The organism is Streptomyces sp. SM1 (assembly GCF_002910825.1).
Taxonomy (GTDB): domain Bacteria; phylum Actinomycetota; class Actinomycetes; order Streptomycetales; family Streptomycetaceae; genus Streptomyces; species Streptomyces okerensis.
Map to the genome: position 1 here is coordinate 1 of NZ_NEUB01000796.1, position 16,458 is coordinate 16,458.

Genomic DNA, 16,458 nt, shown 5'->3' on the forward strand with positions numbered 1-16,458 from the left:
GCCGGCCGGCACCAGGACCCGGACGAACTCGCCCGCCGGGTCGACCAGGGCCGAGCCGAGTGCCGTGCCGAGCGCGGAGACGGCCAACGGGTCCGGTGCGCCGGGGCCGTCGGGCCGGGCGTGCACGACGTGCCACCGCTCTCCGCCGAGCAGGGGAGCCACGTCCTCGGGCGGGGTGCCAAGGAGCAGCCGTACGAGCGCGGAGGAGCGGGCCGAGGTGCCGCTCCTGCGCCGGCCGGTGAGGAGGGAGAGGAGGGCGGCCGCGACGGAGGCGACGGTGTGGTCGCCGGGGGCGCGGCGGGGTGAGGCGACGCCCAGCACGAAGCCGTTCCCGGGGCCGAGGGCGTAGGCGGCGAGGTGGGTGCCGGTGACGGTGTCACTCGCGGAGGCGGGGGTGGCGGAAGGCGTCACCGGCCGGTGACCGCCGGGTGCCCCGGGGGAGTCACGGCTGCCGGCAGCCGGCTGGGGGGCGGGGCGTACCACTGCCGCCAGGCTGGTCAGGGCGGCGCGGGCCTCCGGGGGCGGGGCGGTGCCCGCCTGGGCGGCCTCCATGGTGTCCGGGGCGTAGAGGACGGTCCAGCCGCCGAGGCGCTGGGCCAGCTGGTGGAGGACCGGGCGGACCGGGTCGGGTCGGGCCGCTGCCGTGGCGAGTCCCTGCTGGGCCTCCGTGACCCGGCGCAGTTCCGCCGTGCGGGCCTGTGCCATCAGCTGCCAGACCGCCCGCGCCACCCCCGAGAACGTGACCCGCGGTGGCACCTCCAGCAACGGCAGAGCGTGCATCTCGCACGCCTCGACCAGCGCCGCCGGCACCTTCTCGTGCACCGGCGCCAGGCCGAAACCGAGCGCCGCGCCGCCCGCCGCGACGATCCGGGAGACGTAGGCGTCGAAGTACCCGGCACCCGCCCCCTCCGGGATGTGCACACCCGCCGACAGCAGCAGTTCCCCGCCCAGCAGATAGGGGTAGGGGTCCGCCATCTCCGAGGTCTGGGCCCAGTGGACGACGATGCCCGGACCCTCCGGTCCGGCGATCCGGCGCAGGCCGAGGTCCTCGCGTGCCAGGAGCGCGTCCAGGGGCACGGGCGGCGTAGGGGGGACCGTGGGATCCGGCATACTGGACACTTCTTCCACTCCGTACGACGCGAATGGATGAAACGTACACTTCGCAGATGCTTTCCGCCCTCTTATGGTCGGAACGTACGCAAGGTGAAGCGCAGGAAAGAAGGCAGCACTCCATGAGCGGCAACGAGACGCCCCGCGGCCCCGTCGACTCCTCCCGCGTGCCGCGGTACGCCGGCCCCGCCACCTTCGCCCGGCTGCCCCGCCTCGACGAGGTGGGCCGCGCCGACGTCGCCGTGGTGGGTGTGCCGTTCGACTCGGGCGTCTCCTACCGGCCGGGCGCCCGCTTCGGCGGCAACGCCATCCGTGAGGCGTCCCGGCTGCTGCGCCCCTACAACCCCGCGCAGGACGCCTCCCCCTTCGCCCTCGCCCAGGTCGCGGACGGCGGCGACATCGCCGTGAACCCCTTCAACATCAACGAGGCCGTGGAGACCGTCGAGGCCGCCGCCGACGACCTCCTCGGCACCGGCGCCCGTCTGATGACCCTCGGCGGCGACCACACCATCGCCCTGCCGCTGCTCCGCTCCGTCGCGAAGAAGCACGGCCCCGTCGCCCTGCTCCACTTCGACGCCCACCTCGACACCTGGGACACCTACTTCGGCGCCGAGTACACCCACGGCACCCCGTTCCGCCGGGCCGTGGAGGAGGGCGTCCTCGACACCTCCGCCCTCTCCCACGTCGGTACGCGCGGCCCGCTGTACGGCAAGCAGGACCTCACCGACGACGAGAAGATGGGCTTCGGCATCGTCACCTCCGCCGACGTCTACCGCCGGGGCGCCGACGAGGTCGCCGACCAGCTCCGGCAGCGCGTCGGCGACCGCCCGCTGTACATCTCCATCGACATCGACTGCCTGGACCCCGCCCACGCCCCGGGCACCGGCACGCCCGAGGCCGGCGGCATGACCTCCCGCGAGCTCCTCGAGATCCTGCGCGGGCTCGCCTCCTGCCACCTGGTCTCCGCGGATGTCGTCGAGGTGGCGCCCGCGTACGATCACGCCGAGATCACCTCGGTCGCCGCGTCCCACACCGCGTACGAGCTGACCACGATCATGTCCCGCCAGATCGCGGAGGCCCGCGCGAAGTGACTCACGACCACGACCTGGTACTCCGCCCGACCGCCGCACAGACGGAGGCCGCGCTGAACCCTCCCCCCGGCCGCACCGGCGGAGACCTGGTCGTGGAGACCCTGGCCGGGCTCGGCGCGGCCACCGTCTTCGGCCTGCCCGGCCAGCACGCCCTCGCCGTGTTCGACGCCCTGCGCCGCTCCGGCATGCGCTACGTCGGCCTGCGGATGGAGAACAACGCCGCCTTCGCGGCGGACGCGTACGGCCGGATCACCGGCGAGGCGGCCCCGCTGCTGCTGTCGACCGGGCCGGGCGCCCTGACCTCCCTGGCCGCGCTCCAGGAGGCGGCGGCCGCCTCCGCCCCCGTGCTGGCCATCAGCAGCCAGGTCCCGACGCCGGGGCTGGGCGGCGGCCGTCACGGCTACCTCCACGAACTCCCCGACCAGTCGGCTTCGTTCCGCGGCGTGGTCAAGTCCGTCCACACGGTGCGTACGGCGTCCCAGATCCCGTCGGCGATCACGGAGGCGTGGAAGTCGGCGCTCACCGTCCCGCACGGGCCGGTGTGGGTGGAGATCCCGCAGGACGTCCTCGTCGCGGAGACGGTCCTGCCGGTGGTGACGGCGGTCGACGCCACCCCCGACGAGCTGCCCCCGCGCCCCGAACTCACCGCCCTCGCCGCCCACCTGCTGGCGAACGCCGAACGCCCGGCGATCATCGCGGGCGGGGGAGTGGTCCGCGCGGACGCCTCCGGCAAGCTGAGGCGGCTCGCCGAGCGGATCCAGGCGCCGGTGGTCACCACCCCCGGCGGCAAGGGCGCCTTCCCCTGGACGCACCCGCTGTCGCTCCGGTCCTGGCTGGAGGACCGCCACACCACCGACTTCCTCGAGGACGCGGACGTCCTCCTCGTCGTCGGCTCCGGTCTCGGCGAACTCTCCTCGAACTACCACACGTTCAAGCCCCGCGGCCGGGTCGTCCAGATCGAGGCCGACCTCGGCAAGGTGGAGTCCAACCACCCGGGCCTCGGCATCCACGCCGACGCCCGCCTGGCCCTCCAGGCGCTCCTGGAGACGGTGGAACCCCGCGAGGACGCGACGGCCCCGGAGCGCGTACGGAACCTGCTGGACCGCGTGCGCGAACGGATCGACGCCCAGGGACTCGCCCTGGAACAGCAGGTGCTGACGGCCGTCCGCCGCGCCCTGCCCACCGACTCGCCGTCCTTCTGGGACATGACGATCCTGGCCTACTGGGCCTGGTCCGCGTTCGACGCCATGGGCCCCAACCACCTGCACTCCGCGCAGGGTGCCGGCGGCCTCGGCTACGGCTTCCCGGCCGCCCTCGGCGCGGCGGTCGCCGACCCCACCCGCCCGGTCCTCGCGGTCTCGGGGGACGGCGGCGCCCTGTACTCGATCGCCGAACTGGCCACCGCCCGCCAGTACGACCTGAACGTCACCTGGCTGATCGTCGACGACGGCGGCTACGGCATCCTCCGCGAGTACATGACCGACGCCTACGGCGAGCCCACGGCGACGGAACTGACCCGCCCCGACTACGTGGCCCTCGCCGAGTCCTTCGGCGTCCCGGGCCTGCGCACCACCCCGGAAACCCTGGAGCAGGACCTCGCGAAGGCCCTGGCCGCCCCGGGCCCCTCGGTCGTCGTCCTCCCCGCCGTCCTGCGCATGTTCGCGCCGACGCACCAGGGCTGAGGCCAGGCCGGACCGGGGCTTGCCCTACGAGATGGCCCGGAGCCTGCCCCGGCCGGACCCCTCGCGCAGCCGGCCGACGGCGCGGGCCGTCTCCTCGTCGTCCGGCAGCAGGACGAGGAGCTGCTGCAGGTCGGAGGGGAGATCGAGCACCTCGCGGCGCAACCGGAGCGCGGCCCCCGAAGCGGTGCGAGGACGCCGCCGTGCGGGCGGCATGCCCGGCCGGTCAGCAGCCGCCCGGACCCACCCCGTCGATCCGGCCGCCGAAGTCGCCGAGGTAGCGGGAACGCCAGTCGCCGTTGAAGACGTCCCGCTTCTCGGTCGGCTGCCAGTTCACGAAGCAGGCCCGGGTGCTCGCGACGAACGAGCCGACGTGGTCGTGGAGCCCGGGCGGCATGTCGCGGTAGCCGCTGCGCGCGGTCCACTCCCAGTAGTCGCCGCCGAAGCCCTCCTCGCTCCAGAAGCACACCGACCCGTCGGTGCAGGCGGGGGGGCGCGGCCGGCGCGGCGGACGCCGCCGGGGCCGGCAGCAGGAGCGCGGTCAGGGCGAGGGCGGCGGCGAGGGACCAGGAACGGGTCTTCACGGCATTCTCCAGTCAGGGAGTCACGGAAGCGGAGAGCCCCGGCGGATCGGCCGGGGCACTCCCATACTTCCGGCGGGCCACGACCGATCGACCGGCCTGAGGCCCACACCACCTGATGGAGCGAACCCGAGGCTCGACGGCGCACTCCCGGCCGAGCAGCGCCCCCCTGCGCGGGGAGCGCTCGTGACACCGGCTCCCGGACGTCAGGTAGTCAGACGGAGGGGTGCCCGTTCTTTATCCCTGCGACGAACGACGCCCACCCAGCCGGCGGGAAGACCAGCGCGGGCCCCTCGGGGATCTTGGAGTCGCGGATGGGGACGCCCGCGGGGTGGTTGTCCAGGACCTCCAGGCAGCTGCCGCCCTCGCTGCCGCTGTGGGAGGACTTCCGCCAGCCGGTCAGCGCGGCAGCGTTCGGGATGATCGGTTCAGTCATGACGTCCGTAGTCCTTTGCTGTCGCCCTCAGCAGGGCCAGTGGCTCCTTGAGTGGCAGAGCGTCGCTCAGTGCGAGATCGTAACGGCCTTGCAGCTCCCGAACCATGGCTGGGGAGTCGTGCACCTTCCCCATGCGGACCCCCTCGCTGTATGCCACCGGTGGCTGATCGTCGAACCACATCAGCGTCAGCATGCTCTCCAGCAGTGGGTGAAACCCCAGGGAGCGCGGTAGTACGTGCACGCGGACCCGTCGTGACTCCGCCAGCCTGACGATGTGTGCGATCTGCTCGGCCATGACCTCTTGGCCGCCGATCGGCCGGTCCAGAACGCCCTGGTCCAGAAGTGCCCACACTACTGGGGACACCGGATCCTCAAGGATCTTCGCCCGCTCCAGCCGTGTGACAACGAGCCTGTCACATTCCTCTTCACCCAGAGGGGGGTAAGAGGGGCCCAGGACCGCACGTGCGTACCCTTCCGTCTGGAAGATGCCAGGCACGAAGGAGAGAGCGAACTCGCGGATCTCGACAGCCTGCTGTTCGAGAGCGTGAGCCGCTTCGAAGTGCTTCACCACGGCGGTGTCGTCGTCCGGCAGGAAGCTGCTGAGGACATCGCCCGTGTTCAGCGCCCTGTCGAGGCGTCTCGCGTCTTCCTTGGAAGGGGTGCGCCGGCCCGCCTCGATGTGCGCGATGTGCGAACGCGTCATGACGGCGGTCGTCGCCAGTTCCTGCTGCGTCAGCCCGGCCACCTCGCGCTGCGCCTTCAACCACTCCCCATAGATGTTGCTCATCGTCAACTCCCGTGTGACAGATGCGTTGTCACATCCGACCCCCTGGCGAGCCTAGCCCGACTCGTCTCACTCTGTGAGTGGATCGCTACACAGCGACGTCCATGCACGTCGACCTGCCCTCGGGCACGGAAGACCCCCGCGACCGCTACCGACGGCCCGGGGGCATGGCCCTCAACCTCACAGGAGTTGAAGACGTGTTGCACCGTATCGCCCTCCTCGTCGAGCCGCTGCTGCGGCTCCTGTGGCCCGCCTCCGGGCGCCATCGGCACCAGAACCGGCACCGCGCCGGGGGAGCGGCCCAGCCCACCCCCGCGCCGGCCGCCCCCGTCGCATCCGGCCCCTCCCCGCACGAAGCCCTCCTCCATGGCGAGGACTCCCGGCTCGTCCGCCCCTACCTCCTCGCCCATGAACGACGCGTGCAGGCCAGGCAGCAGCGAGCCCGTCGCCGGACGCTCTGGCTCGCCGTGCACGGCATCGACGTAGGGCCACGGCACATCCACGGTGTGGAGGTCGGCTCGCGCCGCATCCGGGGCAGCGAGGTGGCCGCGTGATCTACAGGAGCCACGACGGCGCCGCCACCACGATCGGCCGGCCCCGCCTCCTCCCCTGGTCCAACCTCGACGGCGACCCCTGCTACCTCGTCACCGACGACACCGGCACGGGCCGTGTCTCGCGCCTCGCCGACGACATCGAAGCCGTCCAGCTCGGCATGGCCGACGACCTCCTCGGACACGCCGTCGATCTCCTGGGGGACGGCAAGGTCACCGCACCCCAGCTCCGTTACCTCGCCGCCTGCCTGGCCGAAGCGCTCCACGACGTGCACCGCATCGCCCGCAGCAGGGGAGCACGCCTCGCCGTGCCCCGCGGTGGCGAGCCCTCCCGGGCCGTCCCGGACGGGGCCCCGACACCTGACCCGCCCGCCCCGCCGTCGAGCGTGCGGATCTACCGGCACACAGCCCCTGATCTCCGGTAAACGGGGCTGAACTCCCTCATACGCAAGGGAGTTCAGCCCGGCGGGGCCTACCAGATCGACTCGACCCACTCCGGGTGGTCGATGAACGGGTTGCGGTTGTGCTGGTACGAGTCGTAGATGACCTGGTTGCGGCGCTGCTCGAAGGCGTCCGGCGGGTCCTCCTGGTGCCAGGCCTTGAGTACGGACAGCTTGCCGATGTACGGGTTGCTGCCGTTGTTGACCTGGCCGTTGACCTCCAGGTCGGCCCAGCCGTCGCCGCCCTCGTAGCGGACCGCCATGTAGAAGATCATGCGGGCCACGTCGCCCTTGACGGCGTCGCGGGGTTCGAAGGAGTCGGAGTCGGTGAGGCTGCCGCCGCTGTCGGTGAAGGAGCTGCCACCGTTGTCGAAGTCCTTGTTGCCCCTGACGCTGTTGACGCGGACGTCCGAGGGGCGCAGGTGGTGGATGTCGGTGCCGGGGCCGGTGGAGGTGCCGAAGTCGCCGTGGGACTTGGCCCACACGTGCTCGCGGTTCCAGTCGCCGGTGTCCCCGCCGTTGAGGGACTTGCTGCGGGAGATCCCGGAGTACAGCAGGACCACGTTGTTGCTGTTGCCCGGGTCCTGGTCGGTGGCCTTCAGCGCGTTCCAGACCGCCGAGTACGACAGCTTCGTCTGGTCGCTGATGATCGTGTGGAGGGCGTCCTTGAGGGCGGTGCCGGACTTGCCGGCGGCGTCGTCGTAGTACGCGTCGTAGGCGGCCGTGGAGGCCGGGGCGGCCGTCGGGGTGGTGGCCGTGGCGGTGGTGGTGGTCAGGGCCGGGGCGGCGAGGCCTGCCAGGACCACGGACGTGGCGAGTGCCACCGTTCTGAGGCGGCGTGAGCGTATCGCGAGCATGTGGGGTGTCCGATCTACGCGGGTTGCACAATGGGGATACCCGAGAGAATGGCATGCACATGCAGTCAGGTGAGTGGAGACAACGTGGCGATTGCGTGACGAGAACCTGTCACTACGCTCATGGCGTACTCCCGCCCGGTCCGCGGAGGGATGAAATCCGCCGCGGCCCGTGTTGGTGCCTTGCGGCAGTTCAGGACGATCGGAGGGCACCCGAGTGACACCGCAACGGGGATGGGCACGGCGGCTGACGGGGTACGCCTGGCGTCATCGCAAGGACGTCGTCCTCGCCCTGGGCTCCTCCCTCGGCGGCATGGCCGTCATGGCGCTGGTCCCGCTGATCACCAAGGTGATCATCGACGACGTGATCGGCGACAGGACCAGGGACATGACCACCTGGGCCGGCCTGCTCGTCGCCGCCGCGCTCGTCGTCTACGTCCTCACCTACATCCGCCGCTACTACGGCGGCCGGCTCGCCCTCGACGTGCAGCACGACCTGCGCACCGAGATGTACGACACGATCACCCGGCTCGACGGCAGACGTCAGGACGAGCTGTCCACCGGGCAGGTCGTCGGCCGTGCCACCAGCGACCTCCAGCTGATCCAGGGCCTGCTCTTCATGCTGCCGATGACCATCGGCAACCTGCTGCTCTTCCTGATCTCCCTGATCATCATGGCGTGGCTGTCCCTGCCGCTCACCGGCGTCGCCCTCGCCGTCGCCCCCGCCCTGTGGTGGATTGCCAAGCGCAGCCGCACCCGGCTGCACCCCTCCACCTGGTACGCGCAGGCACAGGCCGGCGCCGTGGCCGGAGTGGTCGACGGCGCGGTCGGCGGCGTCCGCGTGGTGAAGGGCTTCGGCCAGGAGGAGCAGGAGACCGGCAAGCTGCGCGCGGTCGGACGGCGGCTGTTCGCGGGCCGGCTGCGCACCGTCCGGCTGAACTCCCGGTACACCCCGGCCCTCCAGGCGGTCCCCGCGCTCGGCCAGGTGGTGATGCTGGCGCTGGGCGGCTGGCTCGCGGTGGGCGGGCACATCACGCTGGGCACGTTCGTCGCCTTCTCCACCTACCTCGCCCAGCTGGTCGGCCCGGTCCGGATGCTCGCCGTGGTCCTCACCGTCGGCCAGCAGGCCCGCGCCGGCACCGAACGCGTCCTGGAGCTGATCGACACCGAGCCGTCCCTGGCCGACGGCACCAAGGAGCTGCCCGCCGACGCCCCGGCGACCGTCGAGTTCGACGACGTCTCCTTCGGCTACGACCCCGGCCGGCCCGTCCTCGACGGCCTCACCTTCGACATCCGCCCCGGCGAGACGCTCGCCGTCGTCGGCGCCTCGGGCTCCGGCAAGTCGACCGTCTCCCTCCTCCTGCCGCGCTTCTACGACGTGACACGCGGCGCCGTCCTCGTCGGCGGCCACGACGTCCGCGAGCTGACCACCGAGTCCCTGCGCGCGGCCATCGGCCTGGTCCCCGAGGACTCCTTCCTCTTCTCCGACACGGTCCGCGCCAACATCGCCTACGGCCGTCCCGGCGCCACCGACGAGGAGATCACCACCGCCGCACGCGCCGCCCAGGCCGACCGGTTCATCAGCGAGCTGCCCGACGGCTACGACACGACTGTCGGCGAGCACGGACTGACCCTCTCCGGCGGCCAGCGCCAGCGCGTCGCCCTGGCCCGCGCGATCCTCACCGACCCGCGCCTGCTGGTCCTCGACGACGCCACCTCCGCCGTGGACGCCCGCGTCGAGCACGAGATCCACGAGGCCCTCAAGAGCGTCATGCGGGGCCGTACGACGCTGCTGATCGCCCACCGCCGCTCCACCCTCAACCTCGCCGACCGCATCGCCGTCCTCGACGGCGGCCGGCTCGCCGACGTCGGCACCCACGCCGAGCTCCAGCGGCGCTCCGCCCTCTACCGCCGGCTGCTCACCGACCCGGACGAGCTGGGCGGTGTCTCCCCGGGCCACACCCCGCCCGCGGGGCCGCAGGAGGAGGACACCTCCGTCCGCGCGGAGCTGGACGCCGAGTTCGACGCCGAACGCGGGGTCACCCCGCGGCTGTGGACCGGCGACCGCGAACCCAGGGACACCGCCCTGGCCGACGCCCCGGCCACCCCGGAACTCCTCGCCCAGGTCGAGGCGCTGCCCCCGGCGGACGGCGTCCCCGACGTCGACGAGGCCCGCGCGGTCCGCGCCGAGGACTCCTACGGCCTGCGCCGCCTGCTGCGCGGCTTCCGCACCCCGCTCCTCGTCAGCCTCGGCCTGGTCGCCGTGGACGCCGGTATGGGCCTGCTGCTGCCGGTGCTGATCCGGCACGGCATCGACCAGGGCGTCACGCAGGCCGCCCTCGGCGCGGTCTGGACGGCCGCCCTGCTGGGTCTGCTCACCGTGCTCGTCCAGTGGTCCGCGCAGACCGGCGAGATCAGGATGACCGGACGGACCGGCGAACGCATTCTGTACGCGCTCCGGCTGAAGATCTTCGCCCAGCTCCAGCGGCTCGGCCTGGACTACTACGAGCGCGAGCTGACCGGGCGGATCACGACCCGGATGACGACGGACGTCGACGCGCTGTCGACGTTCCTGCAGACCGGCCTGGTCACGGCGTTCGTCTCCGTGGTCACCTTCTTCGGCATCATGGGCGCCCTGCTGGTCATCGACATCGAGCTCGCCCTGATCGTCTTCGCCACCCTGCCCCCGCTGATCGTCGGCACGTACTTCTTCCGCCGGGCCAGCGTGAAGGCGTACGAACTGGCCCGGGAGCGGGTCTCGGGCGTCAACGCCGACCTCCAGGAGTCGATGTCCGGACTGCGGATCCTCCAGGCGTTCCGCCGCGAGGGGGACGGCGGGCGCCGGTTCGCCGAACGCAGCGCGAGCTACCGCAGCGCCCGCATCCGGGGTCAGTGGCTGATCTCGGTGTACTTCCCGTTCGTACAGTTCCTGTCGTCGGTCGCGGCGGTCGCGGTGCTGGTCGTGGGCGGCGGCCGGGTCGACGACGGGACGCTGGCGATCGGCTCACTGGTGGCGTACCTGCTGTACATCGACCTGTTCTTCGCGCCCGTCCAGCAGCTCTCGCAGGTCTTCGACGGCTACCAGCAGGCGTCCGTCTCGCTGGGCCGCATCCAGGAGCTGCTGCGCGAGCCCACCTCCACGCGGCAGCCCGACAAGCCGCTCCCCGTCGCCTCCCTGCGCGGTGACATCGCCTTCGAGAACGTGCGCTTCGCCTACGGGGACGGCGAGGCGGCACTCGACGGCATCGACCTCACCATCCCCGCCGGACAGACCGTCGCCTTCGTCGGCGAGACCGGCGCGGGCAAGTCCACCCTGGTCAAGCTGGTCGCCCGGTTCTACGACCCGACGGGTGGGCGGGTCACCGCCGACGGCGCCGACCTCAGGGACCTGGACCTCACCGCGTACCGGCACCGGCTCGGCGTCGTCCCGCAGGAGGCGTACCTCTTCCCGGGCACCGTCCGCGACGCCATCGCCTACGGCCGCCCGGACGCCACCGACGCCGAGGTGGAGGCGGCGGCCCGCGCGGTCGGCGCGCACGAGATGATCGCCACGCTGGAGGGCGGCTACCTCCACGAGGTCGCCGAGCGCGGCCGCAACCTCTCCGCCGGACAGCGCCAGCTGATCGCGCTGGCCCGCGCCGAACTGGTCGGCCCGGACGTCCTGTTGCTGGACGAGGCCACGGCCGCGCTGGACCTGGCCACCGAGGCCCAGGTCAACCAGGCGACCGATCGTCTGGCGGGCCGCCGCACGACGCTGGTCGTCGCGCACCGGCTGACCACGGCGGCCCGCGCCGACCGGGTGGTCGTCATCGACCACGGCCGGGTCGCGGAGGACGGCACACACGAGGAACTGCTCCGGCTCGGCGGCACGTACGCGGCCCTGTGGCGGACGTTCGTCGGCGAGGACGTCCCGGCACCGGCGTGAGGGGATCGACACCGGCGTGAGGGCCCGGCACCGGCGTGAGGGCCCGGCGCCGGTGCGAGGAGGCTCGGCGCCGGTGCGGAGGGCGCCCCGTGCCGGTGCGGGGCGCGGCCCGCGCAACCATCCGGGCTACGTCAGGCGTCCGTACCCGCATACGCAGTCGGGCGCGGTACGGGAGGACGACCGTGGGCAGTGCAGCGATACACCGGCGGCTCGCGCTGGGCCTTGCGGTGCTGACCGCCTCCGGGCTCCTCGCCGTCGCCACGCCCACCGAGGCACAGGCCGCGGCCAACTGCCCCGGCCGCAAGATGCGCACCCTGCCCTTCTCCACGGGGTCCGTGGTCGTCTACCAACGGGGCGGCTACGTCTGCGCCGTCGCCGTCGCGGGGAAGCCGGGCGCCAAGCGGAAGATGTCGGTGAGCGTACGGGCGCGCGGCGGCCGGGCGGTGGTCGACGAGGGCAGCTACAAGTACCACGCGGGACCGGTGACCGTGCACGCCGGCCGCCGCTGCGTGTGGGTGAAGGGCAGGGTGGGAAAGGCGTCCGTCAGCTCCGGCTGGATCCTCTGCTGAGCCGCCCCACGGGGCACGCGTGACCGAGGGTTATCCCTAGGTCCCCTGTTGCTGGGGTGAGTTGGTCCGATAGCTTCCGGCGCACATCCGTCTCACAGGGGAGTGCGCATGCGCAAGGCGCTCAGATGGCTGCTGGCGCTCACGGTGCTCATAGGCACACTGAGTACGGCCGGGGCGGCCACCGCCGCCGAGCCGGAGGCCGGCACCACTGACATCAAGGAGAGACTGCTCTCCGTTCCGGGCATGAGCCTGATCGAGGAGAAGCCGTACGCCGGGTACCGCTTCTTCGTTCTCAACTACACCCAGCCGGTCGACCACCGCAGGCCCGCGAAGGGCACGTTCCAGCAGCGGATCACCGTGCTGCACAAGGACACCGCGCGGCCGACCGTCTTCTACACCGGCGGCTACAGCGTCTCCACGTCGCCGCGGCGCGCCGAGCCGACGCAGATCGTGGACGGCAACCAGGTCTCCATGGAGTACCGCTTCTTCACCCCGTCCCGGCCCGAGCCGGCCGACTGGTCGAAGCTGGACATCTGGCAGGCCGCCAGCGACCAGCACCGCATCTTCAAGGCCCTGAAGAAGATCTACTCCGAGAACTGGATCTCCACCGGCGGCTCCAAGGGCGGCATGACCGCCACCTACTACGAGCGCTTCTACCCGCGTGACATGGACGGCGTGGTCGCCTACGTCGCCCCCAACGACGTGGTGAACAAGGAGGATTCGGCCTACGACCGGTTCTTCGCGCGCGTCGGTACCGAGGAGTGCCGCGACCGGCTGAACGGGGTGCAGCGCGAGGCGCTGGTGCGCCGGGCACCGCTGAAGAAGAAGTACGAGGCGGCCGCCGCCGAGAACGGCTACACCTTCGACACCGTCGGCAGCCTGGACCGGGCCTACGAGGCCGTCGTCCTGGACTACGTGTGGGGCTTCTGGCAGTACAGCACGGTGGCCGACTGCGCGGACATCCCGGCGGACGCGAAGAACGCCACCGACGACGAGATCTGGAACTCCGTCGACACCGTCTCCGGCTTCTCGTTCTACACGGACCAGGGCCTGAGCCCGTACACGCCGTACTACTACCAGGCCGGTACGCAGCTGGGCGCGCCGACCATCCAGTTCCCGCACATCGAGAAGAAGTACGTGCGTTACGGCTACCAGCCGCCGCGCAACTTCGTGCCCCGCTCGATCGACATGCGGTTCGAGCCGTGGGTCATGCGGGACGTCGACACGTGGGTCCGCCACAACGCCCGGCAGATGCTGTTCGTGTACGGCGAGAACGACCCGTGGGGCGCCGAGCCGTTCCGGGTCGGACACGGCGCGCGTGACTCGTACGTGTTCACCGCGCCCGGCATGAACCACGGCGCGAACGTGGCCGGACTGGTCGCGGAGGAGAAGGCGTTCGCCACGGCCCGCATCCTCGACTGGGCGGACGTCGCCCCGAACGCGGTCCAGGAGAACCCGGCGGCGGCGAAGCCGCTGGCGAAGTTCGACGCGAAGCTCGACAAGCGGGACGTCGAGCGGCAGCGCACGCTGCGGCCGTAGGGCACGCGGGCCCGCCCCGGCCGGGCCCGCGTCGTGCGGGACCACTGCACCGCGCGGGACCGCGCCGGGCGGGGCGTGACTACACCGGCCGGGCGCAGCCCACCGGGGTGGTTCCGCCGAGCCGTACGTAGAGGGCCGTGGACGCCGGGCACTTCGACCGGGCGTCCACGGCCTTCGTCACCTCGAACTCCGGCCGGTGCCCGCCGCTGCCGTCGCAGGCGGTCTCGCGGACCTTGCCGTCGCCCAGGCCGTAGACGCAGTCGCCGACGACGGTGCGCGGCCCGCCCCCGCCTCCCGGGTCCCCGGGGTGCGGCGGCCGGAGGTGACGCATACAGGCGTAGCCGCGCGGCACCGCCCCGTCGCCGTCCTCGTCGGCGGACGGGTGCTGCTCGCTGATGTGCAGCACGAAGTCCGTGGTCGCCGGGCAGGGCGGCCCGTCCCGCGCGGTCCCGTCGTGGCGGGCGACGACCCGTGCCGCCGCCCGTTCACCGGCGCAGGACACCTCGGTGAAGCTGGTCCGGCCGAAGGAACTGCACTCGTCGACGGCGAGGAACACCGCCCCGTATCCGTACGTCCGTACCGGCGCCGGCGACACCGTGGCCGCCCGGTCGTCCAGCCGGCCCGCTCCCTCGGAGCCCCCGCCCGGCGCGCTCTGGCAGCCGGTGAGCACCGCCGCGCACACCGCCGCGCACGCGGCCGCGGACACGGCCGGCGGCCACCACCTGGTTCTCACGCGCATCATCCCCCGGACACCCCCGTCCAGCGTGACCCGGCGGACCGGGTCACGCCAGCGATGTGGGGTGGTTTGCGCACCTTGGGTGCGGTGCGTCGGGTGTGTGACGTACGCGTGCTACGTCCGACGGTGTACGGACGGGGCTCGTCCGTACGTGGCTAGAACCTCAGCCCGTATCCGACCGGGTACAGCGCCGTCGCCGGGTCGTCGGCCCGCTGCACCGGGACCGGCAGGGTTCCGCGCGGGTTCACCTTGCCCGCGATCACCCGTGCCGCCGCCCGCAGTTCGACGTCCGTCCAGGAGTACGACGCCAGATACGCCTTCACGCCGGGCAGATGGGCCACGTCGTAGGGATTGCGGATCGCGACCGCGACGACCGGCTTCCCGGTGGCCAGCAGCTGCTCGACGAGCGCCTTCTGGCTGCTGGTCGCGCCGACGTTGTACGTCCCGACGATCACCGCGTCCGCGTCCCGCGCCGCCGCCACCGCCTTGGCGGCGGTCGCCGCGGACGGCGCCGTACCGGTGGACAGCGCGGTGGCGGTGAAGCCCAGCTCGGTCAGCGCGCCCGCGAGGACCCCGGTCGGCGGTCCGGTCGTACCGGACGGGGAGGCCGGGTCGGCGCCGACGACGAGCAGCCTGGGCTGCCTGCGCCGGGACAGCGGCAGCAGACCGTCCTCGTTGACCAGCAGGGTCGTGGTGCGCTCGGTGATCCGGTCGGCGGTGGCCAGGTGAGCCCGGGTGCCGACGGTGCGGTCGACGCCGGCGTGGGAGACGTACGGGTCCTCGAACAGGCCCAGCCGCGCCTTCAGCCGCAGTACCCGCAGGATCGATTCGTCGAGCCGGTCCTCGGTCAGCTCGCCGTCCCGTACGGCGTCGAGCACCGCGTTCCAGGCCACGTCCAGGGAGGGCGGGTTGAGCAGCTGGTCCACGCCCGCCTTCAGGGCCAGCACCGGCACCCGGTCGTCGCCGTACTTCGTCCGTACGCCCTCCATGCCGAGGGAGTCGGTGACCACCACCCCGTCGTAACCCAGCTCCTCGCGCAGGATGCCGGTCAGGATCGGGCGGGAGAGGGTGGCCGGGTCCTCGGAGCCGTCGAGGGCCGGTACCACGATGTGCGCGGTCATGATCGAGTCGATGCCCGCGGCGACGGCCGCCCGGAACGGCGGCGCGTCCAGCTCCTCCCACTGCTCGCGGGTGTGGTGGATGTAGGGCAGTTCGTCGTGGCTGTCGGTGACGGTGTCGCCGTGACCGGGGAAGTGCTTGGCCGTCGAGGCGACGCCGGACGTCTCGTACCCCTTGACCTCCGCGGCGACCAGCCGCGAGACCGCCTCCGGGTCCGAACCGAAGGAGCGGACGCCGATGACCGGGTTGGCCGGGTTGACGTTGACGTCGGCCACGGGGGAGTAGTTCTGGCGGATGCCCATGGCGCGCAGTTCGCGGCCGGCGACCCGGCCGAGGGTGCGGGCGTCCGACCGCGAACCGCCCGCACCGACGGCCATCGCCCCCGGGAACAGGGTGGCGGGCTCGCCCACGCGGGCCACGATGCCGTGTTCCTGGTCGGTGGAGATCAGCACGGGCAGGCCGCGCGGCAGGCCCAGGGAGGCCTTCTGGATGCCGTTCGACAGGTCCGCGATCTGGTGCGGGGCCCGGGTGTTGTGCGCCCAGGCGAAGTAGATGATGCCGCCGACCCGGTACTTGGCGAGCAGTTCGGCGGCGGTGCGGACGCCGATCTCCTTGAGGTTGGTGTCGATGTCGGCCTGGTCCGGGTCGGTGGCGGAGTGCCCGTAGACCCGCGTCACGAACAGCTGGCCGACCTTCTCCTCCAGCGTCATGCGGGAGACGAGGGCGCGCAGCCTCCTGTCGTCGGGGCCGTGCGGGCCGGTGGCCGCGTGGACGGTGCCTCCGGCCGCCAGGGCGGTGGTGACGCCCGCCGTCGCGGCGAGGACGGTACGTCTGGACGGACGTGCGGTGCTTCCCGTGCTTCCGGTGCTGCTGTCGGGCACGTGCGCTCCTTTGGAAGGTGATCCGCGGGGGACCGGGATTCACTGAAGGGCATCCTCTGGAAGCATCCTTGAAGGAAACTGCCAGGAGGTCACCAATATCCGGGAAGTTATTGCCAGTCAAGGGAATGCGCAGCAACCGGTGAGGGGCCGTCACCGACGCGGC

The 16,458-nt window shown here is 72.2% G+C and carries 14 protein-coding genes and 1 pseudogene; 7 read left to right on the plus strand and 8 right to left on the minus strand.

Annotated features, from left to right (window positions below; genetic code table 11):
- Positions 1–1,110: PucR family transcriptional regulator ligand-binding domain-containing protein (locus B9S61_RS24395; RefSeq protein WP_181007507.1), on the minus strand; the 1,110-nt coding region annotated here is incomplete at its 3' end.
- A 122-nt stretch (positions 1,111–1,232) separates the two neighbouring features.
- Between B9S61_RS24395 and speB the strand changes: the two genes are divergently transcribed.
- Complete coding sequence (speB, locus tag B9S61_RS24400) at positions 1,233–2,201, plus strand: agmatinase (RefSeq protein ID WP_103544166.1); 969 nt, start codon at positions 1,233–1,235, stop codon at positions 2,199–2,201.
- Complete coding sequence (locus B9S61_RS24405) at positions 2,198–3,883, plus strand: thiamine pyrophosphate-binding protein (RefSeq protein ID WP_103544167.1); 1,686 nt, start codon at positions 2,198–2,200, stop codon at positions 3,881–3,883. The genes speB and B9S61_RS24405 overlap by 4 nt, the downstream gene beginning before the upstream one ends.
- A 24-nt stretch (positions 3,884–3,907) precedes the next feature.
- On the opposite strand, the gene B9S61_RS41705 is transcribed toward B9S61_RS24405, so the two are convergent.
- The 4 genes from B9S61_RS41705 to B9S61_RS24425 form a co-directional block, all read right to left on the minus strand.
- Entirely contained in the window at positions 3,908–4,096 is a 189-nt protein-coding gene (locus tag B9S61_RS41705) for a hypothetical protein (RefSeq protein WP_219819954.1), read from the minus strand.
- A gap of 10 nt (positions 4,097–4,106) precedes the next feature.
- A complete protein-coding gene (locus B9S61_RS24415) occupies positions 4,107–4,349 on the minus strand; it encodes a hypothetical protein (RefSeq protein ID WP_258039830.1) in 243 nt (80 codons plus the stop codon).
- Positions 4,350–4,675: 326 nt separating this feature from the next.
- Positions 4,676–4,897 (minus strand): DUF397 domain-containing protein, encoded by a 222-nt coding sequence (locus B9S61_RS24420; protein ID WP_103544168.1) that lies wholly within the window; start codon positions 4,895–4,897, stop codon positions 4,676–4,678.
- Positions 4,890–5,684, minus strand: a complete 795-nt coding sequence (locus B9S61_RS24425; protein ID WP_103544169.1) for a helix-turn-helix transcriptional regulator — start codon at positions 5,682–5,684, stop codon at positions 4,890–4,892. The genes B9S61_RS24420 and B9S61_RS24425 overlap by 8 nt, the downstream gene beginning before the upstream one ends.
- 101 nt (positions 5,685–5,785) lie before the next feature.
- Here B9S61_RS24425 and B9S61_RS24430 point away from each other — a divergent pair, with 101 nt between their 5' ends.
- Both B9S61_RS24430 and B9S61_RS24435 read left to right on the plus strand, forming a co-directional pair.
- Positions 5,786–6,235, plus strand: coding sequence for a hypothetical protein (locus B9S61_RS24430; RefSeq protein WP_103544170.1), 450 nt, complete (start codon positions 5,786–5,788; stop codon positions 6,233–6,235).
- A pseudogene (locus B9S61_RS24435) lies at positions 6,232–6,567 on the plus strand (hypothetical protein); the annotation flags it as partial. The gene B9S61_RS24430 and the pseudogene B9S61_RS24435, both read left to right, overlap by 4 nt.
- A gap of 137 nt (positions 6,568–6,704) precedes the next feature.
- Here the strand turns inward: B9S61_RS24435 and B9S61_RS24440 are convergent.
- A complete protein-coding gene (locus B9S61_RS24440) occupies positions 6,705–7,529 on the minus strand; it encodes an endonuclease I family protein (RefSeq protein WP_103544171.1) in 825 nt (274 codons plus the stop codon).
- A gap of 214 nt (positions 7,530–7,743) precedes the next feature.
- On the opposite strand from B9S61_RS24440, the gene B9S61_RS24445 reads away from it, so the two are divergent.
- From B9S61_RS24445 to B9S61_RS24455, 3 genes are all read left to right on the plus strand, one after another.
- Positions 7,744–11,451, plus strand: coding sequence for an ABC transporter ATP-binding protein (locus B9S61_RS24445; protein WP_103544172.1), 3,708 nt, complete (start codon positions 7,744–7,746; stop codon positions 11,449–11,451).
- Positions 11,452–11,633: 182 nt separating this feature from the next.
- Positions 11,634–12,020, plus strand: a complete 387-nt coding sequence (locus B9S61_RS24450; RefSeq protein ID WP_103544173.1) for a hypothetical protein — start codon at positions 11,634–11,636, stop codon at positions 12,018–12,020.
- Positions 12,021–12,128: 108 nt separating this feature from the next.
- Positions 12,129–13,559 (plus strand): S28 family serine protease, encoded by a 1,431-nt coding sequence (locus B9S61_RS24455; RefSeq protein ID WP_103544174.1) that lies wholly within the window; start codon positions 12,129–12,131, stop codon positions 13,557–13,559.
- A gap of 79 nt (positions 13,560–13,638) precedes the next feature.
- On the opposite strand, the gene B9S61_RS24460 is transcribed toward B9S61_RS24455, so the two are convergent.
- Both B9S61_RS24460 and B9S61_RS24465 read right to left on the minus strand, forming a co-directional pair.
- Complete coding sequence (locus B9S61_RS24460) at positions 13,639–14,292, minus strand: hypothetical protein (protein WP_374936240.1); 654 nt, start codon at positions 14,290–14,292, stop codon at positions 13,639–13,641.
- 158 nt (positions 14,293–14,450) lie between these two features.
- Positions 14,451–16,295, minus strand: coding sequence for a glycoside hydrolase family 3 protein (locus B9S61_RS24465; protein ID WP_103544175.1), 1,845 nt, complete (start codon positions 16,293–16,295; stop codon positions 14,451–14,453).
- Positions 16,296–16,458: the final 163 nt, after the last annotated feature.

Coding starts and splice junctions, on each gene's coding strand:
- speB (WP_103544166.1), top strand. CDS start 1,233: ATGAGCGGCAACGAGACGCCCCGCGGCCCCGTCGACTCCTCCCGCGTG.
- B9S61_RS41705 (WP_219819954.1), bottom strand. CDS start 4,096: ATGCCGCCCGCACGGCGGCGTCCTCGCACCGCTTCGGGGGCCGCGCTC.
- B9S61_RS24420 (WP_103544168.1), bottom strand. CDS start 4,897: ATGACTGAACCGATCATCCCGAACGCTGCCGCGCTGACCGGCTGGCGG.
- B9S61_RS24425 (WP_103544169.1), bottom strand. CDS start 5,684: ATGAGCAACATCTATGGGGAGTGGTTGAAGGCGCAGCGCGAGGTGGCC.
- B9S61_RS24430 (WP_103544170.1), top strand. CDS start 5,786: ATGCACGTCGACCTGCCCTCGGGCACGGAAGACCCCCGCGACCGCTAC.
- B9S61_RS24440 (WP_103544171.1), bottom strand. CDS start 7,529: ATGCTCGCGATACGCTCACGCCGCCTCAGAACGGTGGCACTCGCCACG.
- B9S61_RS24455 (WP_103544174.1), top strand. CDS start 12,129: ATGCGCAAGGCGCTCAGATGGCTGCTGGCGCTCACGGTGCTCATAGGC.